Consider the following 24,381-nt stretch of genomic DNA (forward strand, 5'->3'; position numbering starts at 1 on the left):
TGAGCAAGAAGCCCCCACTTCAAAATCAGAGATTTAAGTGGTGGGAGCATGTCACTTGCACCAGCAATCATGCCTTCTGCTTTAAGTCTTTCAGATTCCAGTTCCAGAACTTTACCTCCCATAATATCACCTATTCCTTTCCGGACATCCTCTTCTTTACGAAAAATGTAGTCCGCAATCTTCACATCTTCCGGGTATGATGTATGAAACACCTCATTAATCAATGGCACGGCCAGATATAGCATCTTCTCGATCATTGTACGGAATACATCATCAAAAATCGTATTATTCATATAACACTCCTTTTTGTACCTACATTATAACATTCTGACGAGTTTTATCAAACACTTAATCTCTTTGAATTCATGTATTTTTATCTTTGGAATCAATGGCAGATATTGCCTGAAAAATTGCTTATTAGAAAATTTAGATTACCGTTTACATTTTATACCATACAATATTTACATTCATATAGCAAGTCCAATTTGGGCAGTTTTTTAATCCGAACTAACGCCAATCACCAAACACTCTCACTATCTTCCCACCACAACAAAAAGAAGCTGACCAGACCCAACATCTAACCAACTTCTTTTTTATCTAACTCTTAATTTATAAGTTTTCTTACTTCACACTTCTCGCTCTGGCGAAACAGCATTTTGCGTGGCCCGGTGGGGAGCGCGAGGGGAGAACGGCCTTCGCAACTTTGAGTGCCCTCCCCTCGCAGGATTTTCTTATTTTTCAAAAGTCGAAGGGTTTCAGGGCAGTACCCTAAATCACCCAGAAATTATCCGTGCAGACAACTTTTCTGTAGGTTTCAAATCTGGACCATTTATTGTGGAGTTCGGAGCGTTCTTCAGCAGAAGCCTCTTCCGATTCCGTAAGGAATTTTTCAAGATCTGCTCTGCTCTTAATAAGCAGTGCCATTCCTCTCTCATCAATGACAGGAAGTCCCATATAACAATAATCCTCGATCTTCTGGATATCCTCCACCTTACCGTCACGGATCAGGACTGCTGCCCCATCGTCAACAGAAAGAATGTCAAAGTATTCCGGATATTTGAAGCTGTCTCCGGCAACCGGCACTGCATCACCGACATGATAGGTTTTCTTGTCGGAACCGGCTTTGGACATCATCGCATTTTCAAGGTTGAAGTAGAATTCTTCAAATACATATCCACCGACTTTGATGTCATCTTTCTGGAAATACGGTTTTTCTCCATCACTTTTTACAGTCTTAAGCACACCGCAGGCGGAAGTCATATGACTTACACGGTCGATCAGGATCATCTCTCCAAGAGTTTTGTGTTTCTTAAATTCATCAAGGACAATCTTCTCTGCCAGCTCGATCTCGCACAGTGCGATCTCATTTTTCTCAATAAAATCTGCCTTGATATGCTCTCCTGTATTGACATCGATCTTATATTTAATACTGCGGATAAATCCGGGGATTTTCTTTGTTCCGAGTTTTACAAGGTATTCTTTTCCAAGAGTCAGTCTGCTGTCATCCATCCAGAGCAGTGTGGCCGTGAAGCTTTTTGCTACGGAGAGCTGTGCCTGATCAGTGAGGACACATCCCCGGCTGACATCCACTTCTTTGTCAAGCTGGATGGTAACTGCCTGTCCTGTCACAGCTTCTTCTACAGAAGTGCTTCCGTTCAGAAGAGATTTCACAGTTGCAGTTTCATTGCTTGGAAGTGTGGTGATCGTCTGTCCGACTTTGATCTTTCCACTTTCAATCTGACCCTGGAAACCACGGAATTCATGGTTCGGACGGCAGACTCTCTGTACCGGCATATAGAATCCTGCTTCGCTTTCTGTCTCTGTCACATCTACGGTTTCCAGATGATTGAGAAGTACTTTTCCTGTATACCATGGCATATTTTCGGATCTTACAGTCACGTTGTCACCTTCTGTCGCACTGACCGGAATGATCACTACATCCTGAAGGCCAAGGCTTTCGGAAAGTTCATTGATATCTTTGACGATCTCATTGAATCTTTCTTCACTGTAACCCACAAGATCCATCTTATTGACTGCAAATACAAAGTGATGGATTCCCATCAGGGCACAGATACGGCTGTGACGTCTTGTCTGTACCAGAACGCCCTGTTTTGCGTCGACAAGGATGATCGCAAGCTGTGCAAAAGAAGCACCGACAGCCATATTTCTTGTATATTCCTCGTGTCCCGGTGTATCTGCAACAATGAAGCTTCTCTTGTCCGTTGTAAAATAACGATAGGCAACATCAATGGTGATGCCCTGTTCTCTCTCTGCCATCAGACCATCCAGAAGTAGAGAATAGTCGATCGCACCGCCTCTGGATCCCACCTTACTATCGAGGATCAGAGCTTTTTCCTGGTCTGCATAAAGCAGCTTGGAATCGTAAAGTATATGTCCGATCAGTGTGGATTTTCCATCATCTACACTGCCGCAGGTAATAAATTTCAGTAAACCACTCATCTAGAAATACCCCTCTCTCTTTCTCTTTTCCATGCTGGCTGCACCGCCGTCAGAATCAATGATCCTGCTGGTTCTCTCAGATTCCACAGAACTCAATGTCTCGTCAATGATCGCATCGAGAGTATCTGCATCGGAAAGAATGCCTCCGGTCAGCGGATAACAGCCCAGTGTACGGAAACGGACTTTTTTCATTTCCGGTTTCTCGCCGGGTTTCAGCCGCATACGGTCATCATCCACCATGATGATGTTTCCGTCACGGTATACCACCGGACGCTCTTTTGCAAAGTAAAGAGGTACGATCGGAATATTTTCTCTTTGTATGTACTGCCAGATGTCTTTTTCTGTCCAGTTGGAGATTGGAAAGACACGGATGCTCTCGCCTTTGTTAATCTCTGTATTGTAAAGTTTCCACATCTCCGGTCTCTGGTTCTTCGGATCCCAGGCATGGTTTTCATTACGGAAAGAAAAGATTCTCTCTTTGGCACGACTCTTTTCTTCATCACGGCGGCCGCCTCCAAAGGCTGCAGTAAATCCGTATTTGTTGAGTGCCTGCTTGAGAGCCTGTGTCTTCATGATATCAGTATAAGCGGATCCATTGTCAAAAGGATTGATTCCCTGTCTCACACCGTCCTCATTGATATATTCCAGCATTTCGATTCCAAGTTCTCTGGCTGTCTTGTCACGAAACTCGATCATTTCGCGAAATTTCCAGGTTGTGTTTACATGTAGAAACGGGAAAGATGGTTTTTCCGGATAAAAGGCCTTCAGTGCGAGATGAAGCATCACTGAGCTGTCTTTTCCGATGGAATAAAGCATAACAGGTTTTTCGCATTCTGCAGCCACTTCCCGGATAATATATATTGCTTCTGCTTCGAGTTCATCTAAATGTGATAATCCGCTCATAGTTCTTCTCCTGTACTAATATTTATTGGAATTTCGCCGGTCAACGCTGATGACCAGCTCACTGCCGTCAGATCTGGTGATGTTCCAGTTAAGAAGATCGCCTTTCTGCGTGACGTTCATGGTTCCGCCCATGCCGCCGATGTCTGCGCCAAGATAAAATTCAATGGCTCCTGCTTTACATTCCTTTACACAGGAAACACAGCCCCAGCAGTTTTTTGGATATTTCATGATTGCTTTTTTATCTGTGATCTGAATCAGGGTACCAGGACATACTTCCTGACATTTACCGCAGCCGACGCATCGGTCCTCACGAATTCGTATGCTCATAAGTATCCCCCTTTACCAGATCCCTGAACAGAATGTGGATCTTGCCGTCTTCCATTCTGGAATTTACATATTTTTCAAATTTCTGGTCCGTTTCCGGATGATCCAGATTTTCATTAAACGAATGCCATCTGGTTTCTTTTCGGCTTTTAAGATGTTCGATCAGCACCTGACAGACAAGAAGTCTTTCTTTTAATTCGTATGCAAAAAGAAGTTCATGCATATCTTCTGCACCGACCTTATCGGCCAGTTCACTTAAGCGTGCGATCTTTTCTTTTGCAAGATTTAACTGCTTTTCATTGAACTGATAATTAACGGCAATTCCGCCTGCATATTCGTCCATGACTTTCTGCATGGCTTCTTCCAGCTCCTCGATCGTGAAACGACCATTCTGTGCGTTGCGGAGCTTTTCGTAATCTTCAATGATCGTCTGTGCCTGTTTTTCGACCTCAGATGTTTCTTCGCTATGCTTTTCTTTTAACTGTTCGATGATCGCAAGAGAGGCGATCTTGCCCTCTGCCAGAGCACCGGTAACATATTTCTGAGGACATCCCCCTGCCACATCCCCGGCTGCATACAGTCCGTGGATGGTAGTCTCTCTTCGGGTATCTACCCAGAATCCGCTGGCTGTGTGACCGCCTACGATGTACGGCTCTGTTCCCTGGATCTCTACGTCCTGTTCGCTCGGCATCTTGCCGCTCTCGATCCATTTAAGGGTCTGACTCGGTGCCATGTTAAGATAGGCTTTGAGAAGATCCTGATCCTGTTCAGCTGTGATGCCAGAAGTTTTAAGGTAACACGGACCATGACCAAGCTGATTTTCTCTGACTGTTCCATAAACTCTCTGGCTGGTAGTCAGTCCGTAAATATGTTCATAGACTTCGCCCTTTGCATTCACCTGTTTTGCCTGCACGCCCTGTGCGATGGTTCCTGTCGGAGCTATGGTGTCCTTACATCGGAGTGCAATAAAACGCATCTCAAAGGTTGTCATCTCTGCACCGGAACGGATTCCCATTGCAAATCCGGCTCCTGTATTGAATGGCGGATACCACATCTTATGTCTGGAAAATCCCGGGTTGTTTGGTTTGTAGAGACCGGCAGCCCCGCCTGTTGCGATCAGGACTGCTTTTGCATGGATCACATAGACGGTTTCTTCCATGATGGAAAAACCGACCGCTCCGTAAACTTTTCCGTTTTCTGTGAGAAGATCTGTGATATTCACATAATTCAGAACGTCTACATTTTCACTCTTATATACGGCATCTGCGAGGAGTGGCTTGAAGTTCTCGCCATTGATCTTAATGTTACGGTTTCCTCTTGCCACGTAATCCCCATTTTCATCCTTGAGAATCACAAGTCCAAGCTTTTCCATATCTGCCGTTACTTCATTAAATTCTTCTGCGGCAGTCAGAAGGAGGTCGTTTCTGACAATTCCTGCCGCATCTTTGGTTGCGTAATCTACATAATCCTGTGGCTTGCGGCCTTTTACAATATAGGCGTTGATCGCATTGACACCTGCTGCGAGGCAGCCGCTTCGTTTGATGTTTGCTTTTTCTGCGACAAGAACGAAAGCGTCAGAATTTCTGCTGATGGTAAGCGCGGCATAGCAGCCTGCGGTGCCGCCGCCTATAATCAGGACATCTGTATGTATGTGTTTTACCTGTAAGGGTTTGCTCATAGTTTTTTCTTCCTGACTTTATTCTGTAATCTCGATCTCGTGGATCGTGACATTCTTTTCTTTGTCAATCCCGAATGCCTTGAGCACTGGATTTCCCTCTTCCATAAGGGAGAGGATCAGATATTCAATCGTCGGGTCAAATGCCAGCCGCTTGTCTTCTTCGGATGGGCGAGAAGGAGACTCCGGATGGGAATGAAAGTTTCCGATGATCTTGTCTCCATTTGCCCTGGCATCTTTAAGTGCCGCAAGCTGTTCTTTGGGATCCATGGAAAAATGTTCTCTGCTGGCATCGATGTTTGTAAGGAGATAAACCTTCGTGACGGTGATCTCCTCGTCTTCTTTCTTTCCTGCAAGGAGGCCGCAGGATTCGTTTGGAAGACCGGTGATGCAATGCGTCAGGATGGTGTTGTAGTGTGATTTTTTTAAATATAATTTCATAAGAGGGCTCCTCGATATTCTTCTCTGACGTGTGTGAATAAACAGTTCAAACGGGGACACGCTCTCGCTGACTTCGACTGGCAACGGTGCTAAGTGACCACAACACGGTCACTAAGTACCGGCCGTCTCAGATCATCCCCTTATGAATCTGTTTATTCATACACTGTGCATTGAAAATATGTTCGTCGTAAAAGGTCGCGTGGGCTACTGGACTCCGCTCCCGAAACATTGTAATATAACTTTTAGTGCAATTGTTATCTCTGCATATCCACAGTGTGCGGATAAATATTTCGAGAGAAGATGCTCTGAGACGGCCGGTACTTAGGGAGTGTTTTTGCTCCCTTAGTATCCGCTGCCAGTCGAAGGCAGCGAGAGCGTATCTTCGATGAAATATTTGATCTCGCACACGTAATGCTATAACCTACAATCTATAATTCATATTATATATGCATATCGCATTCTGCCTGCTCGTAATCAATCAGTTTGGTGATCGTCGGGTGGTCACCGCATACCGGACATTCATGATTCTTTGGAAGCTTCACCGTACGGAAAGTCATAGTCAGAGCATCATAGGTGAGAAGCCTTCCCGTAAGAAGATCACCTTTTCCGATAATGTACTTGATAGCTTCCATCGCCTGAAGACTTCCAATAACTCCTGCCATGGCTCCGATGACTCCTGCCTGCTTACAGGTCGGTACAGCATCCTTCGGCGGCGGATCCTTGAATACACATCTGTAACACGGTCCCTCTCCCGGAACATAAGTCATCAGCTGTCCTTTGAAACGAATGATCCCCGCATGACAAAACGGTTTTCCTGCCATAACACAGGCATCATTGATTAGAAATTTTGCCGGGAAATTATCTGTTCCGTCGATGATAAAGTCATAATCCTTAATGATATCCATGATGTTTTCGGATGTGATGAATTTACGATAAGTATTAACCTTGACATCCGGATTGATCGCCTGCATGGTTTCCTTTGCTGATTTGACTTTAGCTTTGCCAAGATCAGCAGTTGTATGGATGACCTGTCTCTGAAGATTGGAAAGATCAACCTCATCCGCATCTGCAATTCCGATGGTTCCGACACCTGCTGCTGCAAGATACATAGCCACCGGAGCACCAAGTCCGCCTGCACCGATGATCAGCACTTTTGCATTGAGAAGTTTCTTCTGGCCCTTGGCACCAACCTCTTTGAGGATGATGTGGCGGGAATAACGCTCCAGCTGTTCGTTTGTAAATGACATTATCTTGCTCCTCCTCCCATGAAATACAGAAACTCGATTTCATCGCCGTCTTTGACTTCTGTGGAATCGAAAGCTCCGCTTTCCACAAATTCATCATTGATCGTTACTGTAACATACTGTGGAGTTTCCACATCTTCCTTTTCAATCAATTCTTTAACTGTAAGTCCTTCCGGATATTCTTTTTTCTCTCCTGCTACTTTGATGATCATTTCTTTTCTCCTTAATAATCAAATTTTATCTTGTACATGTAAATAATCAGACAAATTCTTCAAACAAGGCTTCGATTTCCTCCGGCTCCTTCAGTCCGACTACCTTGCCTTTCTGCTCTCCGTTTACAAAACAGATAACCGTCGGCACGGACATGACCTTGAATTCTTCTGCCAGTGCCTTATCGTAATTTACATTGACTTTGTAAGTATAAATATCATCTTCATTCTCATCCTCGATATCTCCGAGAACACCTGCCATCTGTTTGCATGGGATACAGGTATCCGAATAAAAGTCAACGAGAACCGGCTTATCTGCCTTTAATACCTTTTCTTCAAAATTCTCTGCGTTGATTCTCAGTGCCATATCATTCGTCCTCCACTTTCCGGACGATCAGGGTAAAGGTATCATCCCCATTGTCGTTAAGCTTCAGAATCTGGTGTCCCTCTTCCTTTATACTTCTCGGTACATTCTGCACCGGCTCGCCGTTGTTCATGCGGACTGCAAGGATCTGTCCGTCATCAAGCTCCTCCAGTGCAACCTTTGCCTTAACAAAGGTTACCGGGCACACAACATCTGTAATATCTATGGTATCATCGATTTTATAATCAGCCATCATAAGCTCCTTTCAGTACTTCGTACAGTTTATCTTCTCCAACCCGGTCAATGGTGAACTTGAAACGCTCACCTGCTTTTGCATGATCTGCAAAGAACTGGATTGCTGCGTCTGTCACACGGAAAAGCTGTTCTTCTGAAGTGATCAGCGGAAGTAATTCCTGTCCCTTACTGATATGATTTCCGAAGGTACCTCCAAAAGATACAAGATATGCTTCCTCCACATTCCAGGCATCTACCGGACAGGATTTTGCACAGCGTCCGCAGTAGTTGCATTTGTCGGTATCGATCACAAGTTTGTCGTCCTTAAAGGAAATTGCTTCCTCTCGACAGGCTTTTTCACAGACACCACAGTGGATACAGGAATCTTCTTTCCATGAAATCTGTGCTGCCCCTTTGATTCCTACGTCATTCTCTTCTGCTTTGAGGCAGTTATTCTGGCATCCTGTCACACCGAACTTGAATTTATGCGGAAGCTCCCTTCCGAAATATCTGTCGTTTAATTTCACTGCGATATCATAGCTGTTGATGTTTCCACTCGGACAGACCGCATTGCCCTGGCAGGCAGTTACTGTTCGTACTCTCGGTCCGCAGACACCCGGTTTGCAGCCGCCTGTGGCAAGGTCTGCTGTTACATCATCAATATCATTTAATTTGATAAACGGGATCTCAACTCCCTGTCTGGAAGTGAGATGTACGTATCCATCTCCGAATTTCTCTGCAACCTCTGCGATCTTCCTGAGATTTTCCGCTGTCAGTGTTCCGCCGACACAGGCAAGACGCAGCGAAAAATTATTCTTCTGTTTCTGACGCATAAAACCGCCTTTTTTTAATGTTGCATAATCTACTTTCGCCATCTTATTCTCCTTCTATCACTCGTCTGAAATCTTCTTTCAGGTCTTCTATATCTTCAATTCCCACGCTGATCCGGATCATATCGTCGTACACACCGGAAAGTTCTTTTTCTTCATCGGAAAGGTGTGCCGTAATAGTGCTTGACGGATGAATCACCAGCGTCTTGGTATCTCCGATGTTGGATACCAGCCAGGGAAGTTTCAATTCATTTAAAATATGAAAAGCTCTTTCCTTACTTCCTGTTCTTAAGGTTATGATCGCTCCAAATCCACCGTGAAACTGTTTCGCCGCAATTTCATGATAAGGATGTTCCTTAAGACCCGGATAGGAAACCGTGATTTCATGTCCCAGTCCCTGAAGGAACTCTGCCAGTTCCATGGCATTGCTGCAATGACGCTGCATTCGAAGTCCCAGGGTTTCAAGTCCCAGGTTATTGAGAAAAGCATTCTGCGGTGCAAGACAGGCTCCCATGCTTCGAAACAGTCCATTTCGCAGCTTTGCAAGATAGGCAAATGGACCAAATTTCTTAAACTCTGCCATTCCCGGAAATTTCTCCGGTTCCCACCGAAACTTGCCTCCGCTTACCAGGATACCACTGATCGCATCACTGCTTCCATTTATGTATTTGGATGAGGAATGAATCACAACATCTGCTCCAAGCTTCAGTGGATTAATGAGATACGGTGTTGCGACCGTATTGTCTACCAGAAACGGAAGTCCTCTCTTATGTGCGATCGCTGCCACTCCCTCAATGTCTGTGACATCCAGCTTTGGATTACCGATCGTCTCTGCAAAAACAACTCTGGTCTCAGGTCTTATTGCTGCTTCAAAAGCCTCCGGGGTATTCTCCTGTACATAGGAGGTCGTAATCCCATATGCCTTAAGCTCATCCAGAAGCTCTACCGTCCCACCGTAAAGTCCTGCTGCCGCCACGACATGATCACCATTTTTAAGAATGTTCATCATTGCCATGGACAGTGCTGCCATTCCGGAGGAACACGCCACGCTTCCAATTCCACCTTCCAGTTTCGTCATCCGCTTCTCAAAAGATTCGATCGTAGGATTATTGATTCTTGTGTAAGAATATCCTGCACATTTATTGGCAAAAATCTTCTCCAATTCCTCTGCCGTATCATGACGGAATGCACTGGACTGGTAGATCGGTACCTGTGTCGCGCCGTGAGGATTACTGTCCTCGCTCCCATGAAGCAAAGTTGTATTAAAACCGTATTCTTTCATTCCTGTGCTCCTTTGTTTTGTTTGGCTGTTTTGATGGTATTACTATATACCTATAAACATACCATGTCAATAGGGTTTATAGGTTTTTTCTATTTTTTTCCATTTTTTATCATAGAAAAGGCAGCAGAACACATCTTTTTCTGCTTTGATATGTTCTGCCGCCTCATTCTTCGGAAGTGTCACAAGGATTCCCCGCAACAAACTGTCAGATCACATAATCTCCCATGTCGTCATTCTGTTCCATAAGATCCTCCAGTGTGATCCCGTCGAAATATTCATTGATCAGCTTATAAAATCCCTCCCACATCTGAAGTGTCCTGCAGGAAGAAGCTCGCTCACACTGGTTCGGATGGTCATCCAGACAGGCAACCGGTGCCATGGAACCCTCCGTGATCCTTAAGATGCTTCCAATCGTGTACTCAGAAGGTGCCTTGGCAAGACGATACCCCCCGCCCTTACCTCTGAGTGCCTTGACAAATTTCTGTTTACTTAATACGGAAACAATAGATTCCAGATATTTCTCTGAAATTTCCTGTCTCTTTGCAATGTCCATTAATGGAATATATTCCCCTGTGTTATGCTCTGCAAGATCCAGAAGAACTCGAATCGCATAGCGTCCTCTTGTTGAAATTTTCATGTAAATCCCTCCATATACCTATTATACTACAAGGTTATAGGGATTTCAAGCACTATCCTGTCAGATTACCAGATAATCTTCTCTTATAGAACTGTTCTCCAGTGCATAAACCTTGTTTTCTTTGATGGCAAAAAGCCTCTGTACAAACACATCCACCTTTTCTCCCTGGTGTACCAGAGGCTCATCCAGGCCTCTTTTGGCGCTTAAGGTGATATCTCCCACTTTCAGACCCAGTTCAAAATAACTGCCGCGAAATGCCACTCTCTCGACTTCTGCCTCTGAAGCGGAACTCTTGTATTTCTGCACCTCATTCTTCCGGGTCACCTTGACAAACTCCGGACGAACGATCGCATAATCTGCTCCCGGAATATTTTCAAAATACCGGAACTTCTGATAATCTTTTACAATGGCTGCCTGTCCAAAGAAAGAGGCACTGAATGCAGTTTCCGGACTCTGGTATACTTCGACCGGACTTCCCTTCTGCTCAATATGTCCCTTGTTTGTAATGATAATCTCGTCTGCCACTTCAATTGCCTCATCCTGGTCATGCGTCACAAAGATACTGGTGATCCCCAGTTTTTCGATCATGTCCTTGAGCCAGGTACGCAGTTCCTGCCGGATCTTGGCATCGATCGCTGCAAACGGCTCATCCAGAAGAAGGAGCTGTGGATTCGGTGCCAGCGCCCTTGCAAAAGCAACCCTCTGTCTCTGTCCGCCGGAGAGCTGACTCGGATATCTTTTTTCCAGTCCTCTAAGCCCGATCAGTTCGATCAGCTCCATGACTCTGCTTTTGATATATTTTTTATCCGCTTTCTGCACCTTCAGCCCAAAGGCAATGTTATCATATACTGTCATATAGCGGAACAGAGCATAGCTTTGAAATACAAATCCAATACCTCTCTCACTGGCAGGAATATTGTTGACAACCTTACCGTCAATAATGATCTCCCCGCTGTCCGGCTGCTCCAGTCCCGCGATCATGCGCAGGATTGTTGTCTTACCACTTCCGCTCGGTCCCAGAAGTCCGATCAGTTTCCCCTTCTCGATTCCAAAGGAAACATGGTCAGACGCTTTATAATCTCCAAAAGTTTTGTTAATATCCTTTAATTCAACGTACATCAGGCTTTGCCCTCCTCTTTTTTGCCTCTGTGCTCCATTACGCTTCGAATGATCAGAAGAATCACTGCCATGATCACCAGGATCGAAGATACCGCAAATGCCGGCACATACTGAAATTCATTAAACAAAACCTCCACATGAAGCGGCAGTGTATTGGTCAGCCCCCGGAGATGTCCTGACAAAACCGATACTGCTCCGAATTCCCCCATGGCTCTGGCTGTACATAATACGATCCCGTACAGAAGAGCCCATCTGATATGTGGAAAAGTGATTTTTGAAAAAATTGTCCATCCTTTTGCACCCATCAGTGCAGCTGCCTCTTCCTCATCCGTTCCGATTGCTTCCAGTACTGGAAGAAGTTCCCGAAAAACAAACGGAAAAGTAACAAATATGGTGGCAAGAACAATTCCCGGAACTGCAAAAACAATCTGAATATCCGCTTTTTGCAGATAAGGATAGAGAATACTCTGCTTTCCAAAGATCAGAAGATAAATAAGACCTGCAATGATCGGTGACACCGTGACCGGGACATCGATCAGAGTCGTGAGCAGTTTTTTCCCTTTGAACTGAAACCTTGTGACTGCCCACGCGGCACACAGACCGAGGATTGTATTGCACAGAACTGCGATCACCGTTGCTTTTAAGGTGAGCATCAGTGCAGCGATCGTGTAGGAATCTGTCACTGCCTCTATATAGACCTCCCAGCCTTTTTTTAAGGCTTCTGTCACAACGACAAATAAGGGAAGTACCAGCATCACAAAAAGAAATAAGACACTGATTCCGATCAGAAGATATTTTACGATTCGTGATTCGCTCCTGTTTTCCATCAGACATTTCCTCCTCTCAGTCTTTTTGAATTACGTGCCTGCATCAGATTCATCAGAAACAGAATAAGAAACGATACAAGCAGCATGACAAGCGCGATCGAGGTTGCACTTTTGTAGTCAAATTCCTGAAGTTCTGACATGATGATCAGTGGTGTTATCTCTGTCTCATAAGGTCTGTTTCCGGCAATAAATACAACGCTTCCATATTCTCCGAGGCATCGGCCGAACGCCAGCCCTGTACCGGTCAGAAGCGGCGGGAGGAGTTCCGGAAGAATGACTCTTCGAAAAATAAGTCCCTGTTTTGCTCCCATGACTTTTGCAGCTTCCTCGTAAGAACCGTCCAGTTTTTCAAGAACCGGCTGCACTGCCCTTGCAACAAAAGGAATTCCCACAAAGATCAGTGCAAAGGTAATTCCCAGTTTTGTATAGGCAATTTTGATCCCGAACTTCGCGAAAAAGCTTCCGATCAGCCCCTGATCTGCTGTCAGTGAAGTCAGCGAAATACCCGCAACTGCCGTCGGCAGTGCAAACGGAAGTTCGATCATGCCATCCATGATCCGCTTGCCCGGAAATTCATAACGCACCAGCACCCAGGCAAGGATCAGTCCCATGACGGCATTGACAAGGGATGCACCCAGTGCGGTAATAAAACTGACATAAAAGCTGGAAAGCACTCTTTTTCTCGTAATGACTTCAAAAAACTCCCCAAGACCAAGCTGTGAAGAATACACGACAAGCGATGCCAGTGGGATCAGTACCACTATACTGAGCATAGTGATCGTCACACCCATTGTCAGTCCAAATCCCGGGATCACTCGTTTTTTACCTTTTTTCATAATCTCTCACCTCGTCTTCTAGTTTCCGTAAATCTGATCAAAGATTCCACCGTCTGCAAAATGCTTTTCCTGCACTTCCTGCCAGCCGCCAAAATCATCGATTGTTTTTAACTCCATCGTAAGATCAAACACATCACTGTATTCTTCCAGAATTTTCTGATCTACCGGACGATAATAGTTATCTGCCGCGATCCTCTGCGCATCATCAGAATACAGATAGCTCAGATATTCCTTTGAGATATCTGCCGTACCGCGGTTCTCTGCCACCTCATCGACCACCGTCACAGACGGCTGTGCCAGCACGCTGATACTTGGATTAATGATTTCAAACTTATCCGGATCATCCTGCACTGAAAGAAAAGCTTCGTTTTCCCAGGCAATCAATACATCTCCCTGTCCATTCTCTACAAAGGAAGTAGTTGCACTTCTTGCGCCGGAATCCAGAACCAGTACATTCTGATATAACTTCTTTATGAATTCTTCCATCCTGTCTTCCTGGCCATTATATTTCTCATCCGCATAAGCCCAGGCTGCCAGATAGTTCCATCTTGCACCTCCGGAGGTCTTTGGGTTCGGTGTGATCACATCGACATCATCTCTGACAAGATCATCCCAGTCCTGAATATCTTTGGGATTTCCTTTTCGTACCAGAAATACAATTGTAGAGGTATAAGGAGCACTATCATCCGGCAGTTCCTCTTTCCAGCCTTCATCGATCATTCCTGCATTCTCGATCGCATCAACATCATATTCCAGTGCCAGTGTCACCACATCTGCCTGCAGGCCGTTGATCACTTCCAGAGCCTGCTTGCCGGAACCACCATGGGACTGGATCACATCTACATCCTGTCCTGTTTTTTCTTTCCAGTGTTCCTGAAAAATTTTGTTGTAGGATTCATACAATTCCCTCGTCGGATCATAGGAAACATTCACAATATGAAGATCTGATCTGGCTCCCGCATCATAGGAACAGACACCTGCGAATGCTGCGATACCAAGTACTGCTGCCAGACAGCTTTTTCCAAATTTCTTTTTCGTCATCTCTGTCACTCCCTGTTGTGTTCTGTGTTAATGGCATTATATACCAACAAACATACTTTTTAAATATGTTTTTTAGAAAACGTTTTCTCGTACTTTTAAAGATACAAAAAGAGCCTCTTCCTATAGTTCTCCCTCCCGACAATTCTTCAGGAAAATCTATATCAGAGACTCTTTCTGTTTCAGTTTTTATTTCTGTTCATCATAGGTATCCAGGAAATTATGTCTCACTCCATCCTGTTTATAGCCAATGACCGTGTTCAGATTGACATTCTCCACGCTCCGGAAAATGTTATATTCGATCACAGGATCTTTCTGTGCAAGTTCATGAATGAGTTCCTTGATCTCTGCCCGCTTGGAACCTTTCTCTGTGCCGCCGCAGGATGCACAGTGCTCGGTAAAACGGCACGCGCACTGGATAAAGTGAAGATCATTATAGTTTGCCCAGTGAATGATGTCCGCCTCGCGGATCAGATACAGTGGACGGATCAGTTCCATCCCCTCAAAATTGGTGCTGTGAAGCTTCGGCATCATAGTCTGAACCTGTGCACCGTAAAGCATTCCCATAAGGATTGTTTCAATAACATCATCGTAATGATGACCCAGTGCGATCTTGTTGCAGCCCAGCTCCTTCGCCTTACTGTAGAGGTATCCTCTTCTCATACGGGCACAGAGATAGCATGGTGACTGTTCTTCCGATGCAACGATGTTAAAAATATCCGATTCAAAGACGGTGATCGGCACATTCAGGATTCTGGCATTATCCCTGATCGTCTGATAGTTGATCTCATTGTAACCAGGATTCATTACCAGAAAGACAACTTCGAAGTTTTTCTTTCCGTGACGTGAAAGCTCCTGGAACAGCTTCGCCATCAGCATGGAATCCTTACCGCCTGAAATACAGACCGCGATCTTGTCACCGTCCTTAACCAGTTCATATTCACGGATTGCTTTGGTAAATCTCCTCCAGATCGGCTTCCGGAATTTCTTGATGATGCTGCGCTCGATATCTCTGGTACGTTGTTCTGCCTCATCATGATCCGACATCAGTTTACTGAGTTTGATGCGAAGCCATGCACGGTAGCCGTTTTTGATGCTGTAAATCTCGTACCCCTGCTCTGTCAGCTCTTCTGCGATCTCATCGCTCTTCTGACCGGTATAACAGATCAGATATACTGGACAGTCCTTACGGATCTCATCCATATGTTCTTCAAATTCTTCCCAGTAGATATTGATGGCACCCGGATAAGTCTCCTTGTCAAAATCCGCTCTGTCACGGATATCAATGATCTGTTTTTCTCTTGTATCTTCCTGTAATTCTTCGATTGTTCTAATACACATACTGTTCTTCCTTAACCAAAAATTTCTTGTTCCTGGTCTCTTATATACAGTAATCACTCCATGTACTCTCAGAAACATGGGAGCAGCTGTTCCGGATCATCAGATGTCCTGACAGTTCCATACGGACAACTCCACTGTGCCCGCCCTTCATACGGTCCAGCAGAAGATGAAGTGCAAATTTGCCCATTTCTGCTCTTGGAAGTCCTACGGTAGTCAGCATCGGTTTCGTATACTGTGCCTCCTCAATATCATCACTCGCTATGATCGATGGTGTGAAATAAAGGTTCCGGCAGCGTCCCAGATATTTCAGCATTCCGACAGCCGTAATATCATTGGCACAGTAGATACCGGTCGGACAGTCATCCGATCTGAGAAGCTTTTCCATGGCTTCAAAGCCTTCTTTCTCCGTCTGATCTGTCTCGACAACATAGTCCGGGACAACATCCAGATCATATTTCTTAAGGGTGTCAAGATACCCCATATATCGTTCTTCATTTCGACAGCTGCCGACATATCCGATGTTTTTGTGACCAAGCGAAATGAGATGTTCCAGTGCCATGGAGGCAATCTTTCTGCCATCGCAGAGCACTTCATCCACCTCATAATTGGTAGAATTTCGGTTGACAGATACTATGCTGCGATATTTCTGATTTAATTTTTTAAGAGCCAGAGGATTACACCGACCGATCACGATCAGTCCATCCTGTTTTCCTTCTGTCTCAGTATACATTCCCTGGATGATCTGGTCAAGATTTTCCCTGCGGCATTTTCGGTCATCCGAAAAAAGCGGCATATACCACACTTTTGAGAGAATACAGTTATGTTCATGGATCTCACTCTCCACCACGCGGAGAAGTTCTGTAAAGAAAGGATCCGTCCTGGACTCATCCGTTCTTGTCATCAGTACATTGATATACCAGATCCGGCTGTCTCTGGACTGTTTTCCTTTCTTTAAGTTTCTCGCCGCCTCATTGGGGACGTAATCCATTTTCATGGCAATCGCCCAGACCTTTTCTCGAAGACCGGGAATGGAGCATTTATAATCCGGTCGGTTTAATATTCTGGAGACAGTAGAGATCGATACTCCCGCCTGTTCTGCAATTTTTTTAATAGACATGGGTATTCCTTCTGACATAGTCATCTTTCTGAAATCAGAAACCGGAGACCAGGACATTGCCTGAAATCTCCGGTTTCTTTCTTATTGTTCGCTCTGTGAACAATTCTGTTTCAGATATAGTACATTTCCTGTTTTTCATAATGATCGGCATAATATCCGCTCATCTGTTCCAAAGTCAGATTTGACAGAATCTGATCGAGTTCCTGGTTGACGGTATCCACCACCAGCTTCTGAATCGTATCCGAGATTCCTTTATAGCTGTTTTCCGCCACGACATCCTCATCTTCAAGATGGTAGTTTCCCTCCAGGGCCTCCACCACGGATGCAACCGTGATCTCGTCAGCAGTCTTCGCCAGATGATAGCCTCCCTGGGAGCCTTTGACACTCTTTACAATGCCGGTTCTTCGAAACGAGGCAAATATGTGTTCCAGAAACTGAAGAGAAATATCATTTCTTTCAGCTATGCTTTTCAGAGATATCGGTGTGTCGGACGGCTGTGCAGCCAGATCCATCAGTGCAGTGAGACCATATCTGGTTTTTTTACAAAATTTCAATTACTGGATTGCCTTAAAAGCTTCATCCAGATCCTGAATGATATCATCGATATTTTCCGTTCCAATAGAAAGACGGATCGTGTTCGGTTTGATACCCTGATCCAGAAGCTCTTCTTCTGTGCACTGGCTGTGGGTGGTGGTTGCCGGATGGATAACCAGTGATTTAACATCTGCTACGTTTGCAAGCAGAGAAAACAGTTCCAGATTATCAATGAAGTCTTTGGCTGTCTGTGCATCTCCCTTGATCTCAAAGGTAAAGATAGAGCCGCCGCCATTCGGGAAATATTTCTTGTACAGAGCTTTCTGGCTCTCATCGTCTGTCACGGACGGATGATGTACTTTCTCCACCTGAGGATGATTATTCAGATACTGAACAACCTTGAGTGCGTTTTCTACATGACGTTCTACACGAAGAGACAGTGTTTCCAGTCCCTGAAGGAAAATAAAGGAACTTACCGGAGAGATTGTTGCACCGGTATCACGGAGAAGGATCGCACGGATCTTTGTAACAAAAGCAGCCGAACCGCAGGCTTTTGTGAAGCTGATTCCATGATAGCTCGGGTTTGGCTCTGTCAGAGACGGGAATTTACCGGAAGCCTCCCAGTCAAATTTACCGCCTTCAATGATCACACCACCGATCGTAGTTCCATGACCGCCGATAAATTTTGTCGCAGAATGAACCACGATATCTGCACCATATTCGATCGGTCTTACAAGGTAAGGTGTTGCAAAGGTATTATCTACAACAAGCGGGATCTGATGTCTGTGAGCGATCTCAGCGCACGCTTCAACATCAACAACATCTGAATTCGGGTTGCCAAGAGTCTCAATGTAAAGGGCCTTGGTGTTATCCTGGATCGCATTCTCTACCTCTTCAAGATTAAAGATATCTACAAATGTTGTTGTGATTCCATATGCCGGAAGAGTATGCTCCAGAAGGTTTGTTGTTCCACCGTAAATGTTCTTCGCTGCTACAATGTGATCTCCCTGCTGTGCAAGATTCTCAATTGTATAAGTAATTGCTGCGGCACCGGAAGCAACTGCCAGAGCTGCTGTACCGCCCTCCAGTGCTGCGATTCTCTTTTCAAACACATCCTCTGTCGGATTGGTCAGACGGCCATAGATATTACCTGCATCTGCCAGTCCGAAACGAGCTGCTGCATGATCACAGTTGCGGAATACGTAGGAAGATGTCTGGTAGATTGGAACTGCTCTTGCATCAGTAACCGGATCCGGCTGTTCCTGTCCTACATGAAGCTGAAGTGTTTCGAATTTAAACTTTCTGTTCTCTCTTGTAATTTTTTCACTCATAATCTGATCCTCTTTTCTGTGTTTTTGATTTTCTGTTGCTATATTATGTACCACGGAGTGTTCCAAACTCAAAAGCCCTATCGTGCAAACACGAACGTCTTTTGCAGTTTTTAATCCTGGTGTTCCTTTATTCTGTAAATAATGCGGTGGAATAATATCTGTCAGCAGTATCAGGAAGCAGTGCTACGATGGTCTTTCCCTTATTCTCAGGACGCTTTGCAAGTTCGATCGCCGCATACAGGGCTGCTCCTGAGGAGATACCTACGAGAACTCCTTCTTTCTTTGCAAGAAGCTTCGCTGTTGTAAAGCATACATCATTATCGATCGGCATGATCTCGTCATAAATCTGTGTATTTAAGACTTCCGGAACAAATCCTGCTCCGATACCCTGGATCTTATGCGGACCGCCTTTTCCCTCGGAAAGTACCGGGGAAGTTGCCGGCTCTACTGCCACGATCTTAATATCCGGGTTCTGTTCTTTCAGATACTCACCGGTTCCTGTAAGAGTTCCGCCTGTGCCGACACCGGCTACAAAGATATCTACCTTTCCGTCTGTGTCATTCCAGATCTCAGGACCTGTAGTTGCTTTGTGTGCAGCCGGGTTTGCAGGGTTTACAAACTGTCCCGGAATATAGCTGTTCGGAATCTCCTTTGCAAGCTCATCTGCTTTGGCGATAGCACCTTTCATTCCCTTGGCTCCTTCTGTCAGAACCAGTTCTGCACCGTATGCCTTAAGAATGTTTCTACGTTCAATACTCATGGTCTCCGGCATGGTAAGGATGATTCGATATCCCTTCGCTGCTGCGATGGAGGCAAGGCCGATACCTGTATTTCCGGAGGTCGGCTCAATGATGACAGATCCTTCCTTGAGAATTCCCCTTGCCTCAGCATCCTCGATCATTGCTTTGGCAATTCTGTCCTTGACACTTCCGGCCGGATTGAAGTATTCCAGTTTCACAAGAACCGTCGCCTCCAGTCCAAGTTCCTTCTCTACATTGGTAATCTCTACCAGTGGAGTATTTCCGATCAGTCCCACTGTTCCTTTATAAATGTTTGACATGGTGTTTACCGCCTTTCTTTATATGATGTATTCCTGTTTTATTAACATACCTCTTTGATATGTTTAGTATGTTATTACTTTTCCGTAAAAAAGTCAATAGCTTTCTGGAAAAAAATTGAACTTTTTGGGGGGCTATAGTATAATCTGAACATACGCGAAAAATATAAAATAGGAGAACATTTTTATGAATCAGCAGACAGACAGGGCAGTTCTGGTCGTGAGCTTCGGCACCAGCTATGAATCCTCCCGGAAAGCCACCATCGAAAAGATCGAGCAGGACATCACGGATGCTTTTAAGGATCGACGGATCTACCGGGCATGGACCAGTAAGTTTATCATCTCTCTTCTTATGAAACGAGATAAGCTTCACATTCCGACCGTAAAAGAAGCCATGGAGCAGATGATCGCAGACGGCATCCAGGAAGTGACCATCCAGCCGACACATATTCTGGATGGCATAGAGAATAATATTATGAAGGAAGAAGTTCTGTCTTATAAAGGAAATTTTGATAAGATCGACTTTGGCACTCCTCTCCTCGCCTGTCCCGAAGATGAAGTCCAGGCGATCGAGGCTGTGGTTTCCGAATTTCCGGAGCTTAAGGAGACAGAAGCTCTGGTGCTTATGGGACACGGAACCACTCATCAGATCAATTCTGTCTATGCCGGACTTGATGAGAAGTTTAAATCCACCGGACACAAGAATATTTTTATCGGCACTGTTGAGGCAGATCCTACCATCCAGGATCTTGTCCGGAAGGTAACTGCATTTCATCCTTCCAGAATCTATGTTACACCATTTATGATCGTTGCCGGTGATCATGCACACAATGATATGGCCGGTGATTCTCCGGATTCCTGGGTCTGTCAGTTTGAGACCGCCGGATTTGAAGTCTGTCCTGTATTGAAGGGACTGGGTGAATATCAGGGAATTCGTGATATATTTGTAAGGCATGCACGAGAGGCGGCTTTGTTGCCGTAAATAGGGAGGACTGCGAATTTTATTCACAGTCCTTTTTATTTTTTATCATTATCGAAATGTAAACTATTTTGTATTTTAAGTTGACATTTTACCTGCTTTACTTTAAAATTGTAAACCATAAAGAATTTGGAGGTTTACAAATGTCAAAAACAAAAACTCTAATTTACTGTAGTCTTTTTACCGCACTGATCGCAGTGGGTGCTTTTATCAAAATTCCTGTACCGGTAGTTCCTTTTACTCTCCAGTATCTGTTTACTATGCTGGCAGGACTTTTGCTCGGTTCCAGACGTGGAACCATTTCTGTTGTTGCCTATATGCTTCTGGGACTCGCAGGACTTCCAATCTTCTCTGAAGGCGGCGGGCTGTGGTATGTCTTCAAGCCAAGCTTCGGCTATATCATCGGTTTCTGTCTCGGAACCTATGTAACAGGCCGTATCGCAGAACATCTTAAGAAAAAGACGGTTTTTCGCTATCTTTTTGCAAACCTGGCAGGACTTATGGTCGTCTATGCCTGCGGCATGATCTACTACTACATCGTCTGCAACTATGTGATCAACACACCGATTGGAATCTGGCCGCTCATCCTTTACTGCTTCCTTCTTGCAGTACCTGGTGACATTGCCTTAAGCATTCTTGGCGCAGTCATTGCAAGACGTGTCCGCCCGGTTGTGATGCAGTATCTCTCTATGCCAAATACACTTTTACCAAATACGGAGGAAACAGCCAAATGAACCCACTTACTTTAGCCGAAGAAATTATTAACGGACGTCGAATCACCCGAGAAGATGATCTTTCCTTCTTTCTCACCTGTGATCTGGATGAATTATGCGAAGGTGCTGACCGTATCCGTGCAGCATGTATCGGAGACAGAGTAGATCTCTGCTCTATCATCAACGGACGCAGCGGCAGATGTCCGGAAGACTGTAAATACTGTGCACAGTCTGCACACCACCACACTTCCTGTGAAGTTTACGATTTTCTTCCGGAAGAAGAAATTCTCGAAGCCTGTAAGATGAATGAATCTGAAGGTGTTGACCGTTTTTCCATCGTCACCGCCGGAAAAGCTCTGACAGGAAAAGAATTTGACCAGGCGATCCACGCCTATGAAACCATGCACAGAGAATGTAAGATCGATCTCTGCGCTTCCATGGGATTTCTTTCTGCTGAACAGCTTCATCGTCTTCATGAGGCAGGCGTAACCAGCTATCACCACAATATCGAAACCTCCCGTAGAAATTTCCCGAACATCTGCACTACCCATACTTACGACATGAAGATTGAAACTCTCAAAAAAGTCAAGGCTGAAGGCATGTGTGCCTGCTCCGGCGGTATCATCGGCATGGGCGAAACCTGGGAAGACCGTCTAGATATGGCAGTGAGCCTTGCCGAGCTTGGAATTGATTCCATCCCGATCAACGCTCTGATGCCGATTCCTGGAACTCCACTGGAACATCTGCCGGAACTTTCCGAGCCTGATATTCTTCGTACCATTGCATTTTTCCGTTATATCAATCCGGAAGCAAATATCCGTCTCGCTGCCGGACGTGCCCTTCTTACCAATGACGGCGAAACTGCATTTAAGGCCGGAGCCTCTGCTTCCATCACCGGCAATATGCTGACTACCGTTGCCTGTGCTACGATCCGCAGTGATCGACAGATGCTCGCCGATCTTGGACGTCAAGTAAAACCTGTATCTCGAAAGGATGTGTAAATCATGAGCAAAGCAATCTTTCTCACCGGCACCGGAACAGATATCGGAAAAACTTTTATTGCCGGACTAATCGTAAAAAAACTTGCCGGGGCTGGCAAAAATCCTGCCTATTATAAAGCTGCCATGAGTGGAAATGACCGCAGAGCAGACGGAAGTCTGATCCCCGGTGATGCACTTTTTGTTCAGCAGATGTCCGGAATCTCACAGCCACTTGATGAAATGTGTCCGTACGTGTATGAGAATGCCTGGTCACCACATCTGGCTTCCCGCGTGGAAGGAAATCCTGTTGATCTTTCAGTTGTGCGAGAAGGTTTTCTGAAGGTCTCAGAAAAATATGATTTTATCACCATGGAAGGAAGTGGCGGAATTCTCTGCCCTCTCTGCTTTGATGAACGCAGGATCCAGCTTGAAGACGTGATCCGGGAATTTAAGCTTTCCAGTATTCTGGTGGCAGATGCAGGACTCGGCACCATCAACAGTGTCGTGCTGACTGCCGAGTACATGAAAGCACATTCTCTTCCTTTAAAGGGAATTATTTTTAATCATTACCATCCTGGTAATATCATGGAAGATGATAATATTTTCATGTGTGAACATATGACAGGGCTTCCTGTGCTTGCAAAGGTACAGGATAATGCCACAGAACTTGAAACAGATGCAGATGTGCTGAGTGCACTTTATGACGAGGTGAAGATCAAATGATATGGTATCCTTATGAACAGATGAAAACTATGAAAGAACCTTACAAAATCCTGGATGCCAAGGGTGTGCATCTCTATACAAAGGATCAGGAACTGATCGATTCCATTTCTTCCTGGTGGTGCATGATCCACGGTTACAAGCATCCGGAACTCACCGCCGCAATCAAAGAGCAGGCCGATCGTTTCTGCCATGTAATGCTTGGCGGACTCACTCATGAGCCTGTAGAAAGACTTTCCGCAAAGCTTCAGGAATTTCTCCCCGGAGATCTGGATTACTGTTTCTTTTCTGATTCCGGAAGTGTCGCTGTAGAGGTTTCCCTGAAAATGGCTCTTCAGTACAATACCAACCAGGGAAGAAAAAGACCTTTGGTACTGGCTCTTCAACATGCCTATCATGGAGATACATTTAAGGCAATGGAAGTTGGAGACGATGAAGATTATCATTTTGCTTTTGACAAAAAAGAAGGTGTTATCCATATTCCAACGGAAATCCCTGCTCTTGAAGAGGCCTTTGAGCTTTATCACGACAAACTGAACTGCTTTATTGTAGAACCGCTTCTTCAGGGCGCCGGTGGAATGAGGATGTATGATATCTCCTTCCTGAAACGTGCCAGAGAACTGTGTGATAAATATGATGTTCTTCTGATCTTTGATGAGGTGGCGACCGGATTTGGACGTACCGGCAACCGCTTCGTAGCAGACCTGGTACTCCCGGACATTCTGGTTCTTGGAAAAGCACTGACCGGCGGTTATATCGGTCATGCAGTCACTGTCGCCAATCACAAGGTCTTTCAGGCATTTTACAGTGATGATGACAGGCTTGCCCTGATGCACGGGCCGACATTCATGGGAAATCCTCTTGCATGTGCAGTCGCACTCAAGGGCATTGAAATCTTTGAGCGGGAAGATTATATGAGCAAGATCCGCCATATTGAACAGATTTCCCGCCAGGAAATGGAGAAATTCAGTGATCCTCGGATCAAAGAGGTTCGTGTCATGGGTGGCTGTACCTGCGTAGAAGTCCATGATCCGAAGACTCTCGAAGGATTTCAGCAGTTTGCCTATGAGCGTGGTGTATTCTGCCGACCATTCCTGAATTATATGTATTCTATGGTTCCTTATGTAATCTCTGATGAGGACCTGATTCAGATCTTTAACGTAATGAAGGACTGGTTTCACTGAAA

The 24,381-nt window shown here is 45.1% G+C and carries 27 protein-coding genes; 5 read left to right on the forward strand and 22 right to left on the reverse strand.

The annotated features are described in order from the left end of the window. The 22 genes from LIR34_RS01330 to cysK form a co-directional block, all read right to left on the reverse strand. Nucleotides 1-293: hypothetical protein (locus LIR34_RS01330; protein WP_330603581.1), on the reverse strand; the 293-nt coding region annotated here is incomplete at its 3' end. Nucleotides 294-768: 475 nt separating this feature from the next. Continuing rightward, entirely contained in the window at nt 769-2,460 is a 1,692-nt protein-coding gene (locus tag LIR34_RS01335) for a sulfate adenylyltransferase subunit 1 (RefSeq protein WP_173901742.1), read from the reverse strand. Continuing rightward, a complete protein-coding gene (gene cysD / locus LIR34_RS01340) occupies nt 2,461-3,363 on the reverse strand; it encodes a sulfate adenylyltransferase subunit CysD (RefSeq protein ID WP_173901741.1) in 903 nt (300 codons plus the stop codon). A 15-nt stretch (nt 3,364-3,378) separates the two neighbouring features. Then, entirely contained in the window at nt 3,379-3,690 is a 312-nt protein-coding gene (locus LIR34_RS01345; RefSeq protein WP_161284472.1) for a 4Fe-4S dicluster domain-containing protein, read from the reverse strand. Beyond that, nucleotides 3,671-5,365, reverse strand: a complete 1,695-nt coding sequence (locus tag LIR34_RS01350; protein ID WP_173901740.1) for an adenylyl-sulfate reductase subunit alpha — start codon at nt 5,363-5,365, stop codon at nt 3,671-3,673. The genes LIR34_RS01345 and LIR34_RS01350 overlap by 20 nt, the downstream gene beginning before the upstream one ends. An 18-nt stretch (nt 5,366-5,383) precedes the next feature. After that, entirely contained in the window at nt 5,384-5,803 is a 420-nt protein-coding gene (locus tag LIR34_RS01355) for a M67 family metallopeptidase (protein ID WP_173901739.1), read from the reverse strand. 440 nt (nt 5,804-6,243) lie between these two features. Further along, a complete protein-coding gene (thiF, locus tag LIR34_RS01360) occupies nt 6,244-7,050 on the reverse strand; it encodes a thiazole biosynthesis adenylyltransferase ThiF (RefSeq protein ID WP_173901738.1) in 807 nt (268 codons plus the stop codon). Continuing rightward, nucleotides 7,050-7,259 carry a sulfur carrier protein ThiS gene (gene thiS, locus LIR34_RS01365; RefSeq protein WP_173901737.1) on the reverse strand — a complete coding sequence of 70 codons (210 nt, stop codon included), beginning with the start codon at nt 7,257-7,259 and terminating at the stop codon, nt 7,050-7,052. The genes thiF and thiS overlap by 1 nt, the downstream gene beginning before the upstream one ends. Nucleotides 7,260-7,305: 46 nt before the next feature. After that, a complete protein-coding gene (locus LIR34_RS01370; protein WP_173901736.1) occupies nt 7,306-7,623 on the reverse strand; it encodes a thioredoxin family protein in 318 nt (105 codons plus the stop codon). A 1-nt stretch (nt 7,624) separates the two neighbouring features. Then, a complete protein-coding gene (locus tag LIR34_RS01375; RefSeq protein ID WP_173901735.1) occupies nt 7,625-7,873 on the reverse strand; it encodes a sulfurtransferase TusA family protein in 249 nt (82 codons plus the stop codon). After that, a complete protein-coding gene (locus tag LIR34_RS01380; RefSeq protein WP_173901734.1) occupies nt 7,866-8,729 on the reverse strand; it encodes a 4Fe-4S binding protein in 864 nt (287 codons plus the stop codon). The genes LIR34_RS01375 and LIR34_RS01380 overlap by 8 nt, the downstream gene beginning before the upstream one ends. Before the next feature lies 1 nt (nt 8,730). Next, nucleotides 8,731-9,966 carry an O-acetylhomoserine aminocarboxypropyltransferase/cysteine synthase family protein gene (locus LIR34_RS01385; RefSeq protein ID WP_173901733.1) on the reverse strand — a complete coding sequence of 412 codons (1,236 nt, stop codon included), beginning with the start codon at nt 9,964-9,966 and terminating at the stop codon, nt 8,731-8,733. 205 nt (nt 9,967-10,171) lie between these two features. Further along, complete coding sequence (locus LIR34_RS01390; RefSeq protein WP_161284463.1) at nt 10,172-10,603, reverse strand: RrF2 family transcriptional regulator; 432 nt, start codon at nt 10,601-10,603, stop codon at nt 10,172-10,174. Nucleotides 10,604-10,663: 60 nt separating this feature from the next. Continuing rightward, a complete protein-coding gene (locus LIR34_RS01395) occupies nt 10,664-11,722 on the reverse strand; it encodes a sulfate/molybdate ABC transporter ATP-binding protein (protein WP_161284462.1) in 1,059 nt (352 codons plus the stop codon). Continuing rightward, nucleotides 11,722-12,549: a sulfate ABC transporter permease subunit CysW gene (gene cysW / locus LIR34_RS01400; RefSeq protein ID WP_173901732.1), complete on the reverse strand. Its 828-nt coding sequence runs from the start codon at nt 12,547-12,549 to the stop codon at nt 11,722-11,724. Before cysW ends, LIR34_RS01395 begins: the two co-directional genes overlap by 1 nt. Further along, nucleotides 12,549-13,385: a sulfate ABC transporter permease subunit CysT gene (gene cysT, locus LIR34_RS01405; RefSeq protein ID WP_161284460.1), complete on the reverse strand. Its 837-nt coding sequence runs from the start codon at nt 13,383-13,385 to the stop codon at nt 12,549-12,551. The genes cysW and cysT overlap by 1 nt, the downstream gene beginning before the upstream one ends. An 18-nt stretch (nt 13,386-13,403) precedes the next feature. Beyond that, nucleotides 13,404-14,426 carry a sulfate ABC transporter substrate-binding protein gene (locus tag LIR34_RS01410; RefSeq protein ID WP_173901731.1) on the reverse strand — a complete coding sequence of 341 codons (1,023 nt, stop codon included), beginning with the start codon at nt 14,424-14,426 and terminating at the stop codon, nt 13,404-13,406. Between the two features lie 186 nt (nt 14,427-14,612). Continuing rightward, nucleotides 14,613-15,764 carry an ATP-binding protein gene (locus tag LIR34_RS01415; protein WP_161284458.1) on the reverse strand — a complete coding sequence of 384 codons (1,152 nt, stop codon included), beginning with the start codon at nt 15,762-15,764 and terminating at the stop codon, nt 14,613-14,615. Nucleotides 15,765-15,804: 40 nt separating this feature from the next. Next, nucleotides 15,805-16,881 (reverse strand): LacI family DNA-binding transcriptional regulator, encoded by a 1,077-nt coding sequence (locus tag LIR34_RS01420; RefSeq protein WP_161284457.1) that lies wholly within the window; start codon nt 16,879-16,881, stop codon nt 15,805-15,807. A gap of 110 nt (nt 16,882-16,991) precedes the next feature. Continuing rightward, nucleotides 16,992-17,435, reverse strand: a complete 444-nt coding sequence (locus tag LIR34_RS01425) for an RrF2 family transcriptional regulator (protein ID WP_161284456.1) — start codon at nt 17,433-17,435, stop codon at nt 16,992-16,994. After that, nucleotides 17,436-18,746 carry an O-acetylhomoserine aminocarboxypropyltransferase/cysteine synthase family protein gene (locus LIR34_RS01430; protein ID WP_161284455.1) on the reverse strand — a complete coding sequence of 437 codons (1,311 nt, stop codon included), beginning with the start codon at nt 18,744-18,746 and terminating at the stop codon, nt 17,436-17,438. 127 nt (nt 18,747-18,873) lie between these two features. Next, complete coding sequence (gene cysK, locus LIR34_RS01435; RefSeq protein WP_161284454.1) at nt 18,874-19,806, reverse strand: cysteine synthase A; 933 nt, start codon at nt 19,804-19,806, stop codon at nt 18,874-18,876. 184 nt (nt 19,807-19,990) lie between these two features. Here cysK and LIR34_RS01440 point away from each other — a divergent pair, with 184 nt between their 5' ends. The 5 genes from LIR34_RS01440 (at nt 19,991) to bioA (ending at nt 24,379) form a co-directional block, all read left to right on the forward strand. Beyond that, complete coding sequence (locus LIR34_RS01440; RefSeq protein WP_161284453.1) at nt 19,991-20,785, forward strand: sirohydrochlorin cobaltochelatase; 795 nt, start codon at nt 19,991-19,993, stop codon at nt 20,783-20,785. Between the two features lie 140 nt (nt 20,786-20,925). After that, nucleotides 20,926-21,516: a biotin transporter BioY gene (locus LIR34_RS01445; protein WP_161284452.1), complete on the forward strand. Its 591-nt coding sequence runs from the start codon at nt 20,926-20,928 to the stop codon at nt 21,514-21,516. Continuing rightward, nucleotides 21,513-22,496: a biotin synthase BioB gene (gene bioB / locus LIR34_RS01450; protein ID WP_161284451.1), complete on the forward strand. Its 984-nt coding sequence runs from the start codon at nt 21,513-21,515 to the stop codon at nt 22,494-22,496. The genes LIR34_RS01445 and bioB overlap by 4 nt, the downstream gene beginning before the upstream one ends. A gap of 3 nt (nt 22,497-22,499) precedes the next feature. Beyond that, nucleotides 22,500-23,198 carry a dethiobiotin synthase gene (bioD, locus tag LIR34_RS01455; RefSeq protein WP_173901730.1) on the forward strand — a complete coding sequence of 233 codons (699 nt, stop codon included), beginning with the start codon at nt 22,500-22,502 and terminating at the stop codon, nt 23,196-23,198. Continuing rightward, on the forward strand, nt 23,195-24,379 hold the full coding sequence (gene bioA / locus LIR34_RS01460) for an adenosylmethionine--8-amino-7-oxononanoate transaminase (RefSeq protein WP_161284449.1): 1,185 nt from the start codon (nt 23,195-23,197) through the stop codon (nt 24,377-24,379). Before bioD ends, bioA begins: the two co-directional genes overlap by 4 nt. The last annotated feature ends 2 nt before the right edge of the window (nt 24,380-24,381 follow it).

This window comes from Blautia sp. MSK17_66 (assembly GCF_020538025.1).
Lineage (GTDB): Bacteria > Bacillota > Clostridia > Lachnospirales > Lachnospiraceae > Blautia_A.

What these genes read in the sequence shown, in the direction of transcription:
- bioB (WP_161284451.1), top strand. Translation starts at nt 21,513, where the DNA reads ATGAACCCACTTACTTTAGCCGAAGAAATTATTAACGGACGTCGAATC.
- LIR34_RS01335 (WP_173901742.1), bottom strand. Translation starts at nt 2,460, where the DNA reads ATGAGTGGTTTACTGAAATTTATTACCTGCGGCAGTGTAGATGATGGA.
- LIR34_RS01445 (WP_161284452.1), top strand. Translation starts at nt 20,926, where the DNA reads ATGTCAAAAACAAAAACTCTAATTTACTGTAGTCTTTTTACCGCACTG.
- bioA (WP_161284449.1), top strand. Translation starts at nt 23,195, where the DNA reads ATGATATGGTATCCTTATGAACAGATGAAAACTATGAAAGAACCTTAC.
- LIR34_RS01355 (WP_173901739.1), bottom strand. Translation starts at nt 5,803, where the DNA reads ATGAAATTATATTTAAAAAAATCACACTACAACACCATCCTGACGCAT.
- thiS (WP_173901737.1), bottom strand. Translation starts at nt 7,259, where the DNA reads ATGATCATCAAAGTAGCAGGAGAGAAAAAAGAATATCCGGAAGGACTT.
- LIR34_RS01440 (WP_161284453.1), top strand. Translation starts at nt 19,991, where the DNA reads ATGAATCAGCAGACAGACAGGGCAGTTCTGGTCGTGAGCTTCGGCACC.
- LIR34_RS01410 (WP_173901731.1), bottom strand. Translation starts at nt 14,426, where the DNA reads ATGACGAAAAAGAAATTTGGAAAAAGCTGTCTGGCAGCAGTACTTGGT.
- thiF (WP_173901738.1), bottom strand. Translation starts at nt 7,050, where the DNA reads ATGTCATTTACAAACGAACAGCTGGAGCGTTATTCCCGCCACATCATC.
- LIR34_RS01380 (WP_173901734.1), bottom strand. Translation starts at nt 8,729, where the DNA reads ATGGCGAAAGTAGATTATGCAACATTAAAAAAAGGCGGTTTTATGCGT.
- cysK (WP_161284454.1), bottom strand. Translation starts at nt 19,806, where the DNA reads ATGTCAAACATTTATAAAGGAACAGTGGGACTGATCGGAAATACTCCA.
- LIR34_RS01370 (WP_173901736.1), bottom strand. Translation starts at nt 7,623, where the DNA reads ATGGCACTGAGAATCAACGCAGAGAATTTTGAAGAAAAGGTATTAAAG.
- LIR34_RS01345 (WP_161284472.1), bottom strand. Translation starts at nt 3,690, where the DNA reads ATGAGCATACGAATTCGTGAGGACCGATGCGTCGGCTGCGGTAAATGT.
- LIR34_RS01430 (WP_161284455.1), bottom strand. Translation starts at nt 18,746, where the DNA reads ATGAGTGAAAAAATTACAAGAGAGAACAGAAAGTTTAAATTCGAAACA.
- cysD (WP_173901741.1), bottom strand. Translation starts at nt 3,363, where the DNA reads ATGAGCGGATTATCACATTTAGATGAACTCGAAGCAGAAGCAATATAT.
- cysW (WP_173901732.1), bottom strand. Translation starts at nt 12,549, where the DNA reads ATGGAAAACAGGAGCGAATCACGAATCGTAAAATATCTTCTGATCGGA.
- LIR34_RS01390 (WP_161284463.1), bottom strand. Translation starts at nt 10,603, where the DNA reads ATGAAAATTTCAACAAGAGGACGCTATGCGATTCGAGTTCTTCTGGAT.
- LIR34_RS01350 (WP_173901740.1), bottom strand. Translation starts at nt 5,365, where the DNA reads ATGAGCAAACCCTTACAGGTAAAACACATACATACAGATGTCCTGATT.
- bioD (WP_173901730.1), top strand. Translation starts at nt 22,500, where the DNA reads ATGAGCAAAGCAATCTTTCTCACCGGCACCGGAACAGATATCGGAAAA.
- LIR34_RS01420 (WP_161284457.1), bottom strand. Translation starts at nt 16,881, where the DNA reads ATGTCTATTAAAAAAATTGCAGAACAGGCGGGAGTATCGATCTCTACT.
- LIR34_RS01375 (WP_173901735.1), bottom strand. Translation starts at nt 7,873, where the DNA reads ATGGCTGATTATAAAATCGATGATACCATAGATATTACAGATGTTGTG.
- LIR34_RS01395 (WP_161284462.1), bottom strand. Translation starts at nt 11,722, where the DNA reads ATGTACGTTGAATTAAAGGATATTAACAAAACTTTTGGAGATTATAAA.
- LIR34_RS01415 (WP_161284458.1), bottom strand. Translation starts at nt 15,764, where the DNA reads ATGTGTATTAGAACAATCGAAGAATTACAGGAAGATACAAGAGAAAAA.
- LIR34_RS01385 (WP_173901733.1), bottom strand. Translation starts at nt 9,966, where the DNA reads ATGAAAGAATACGGTTTTAATACAACTTTGCTTCATGGGAGCGAGGAC.
- cysT (WP_161284460.1), bottom strand. Translation starts at nt 13,385, where the DNA reads ATGAAAAAAGGTAAAAAACGAGTGATCCCGGGATTTGGACTGACAATG.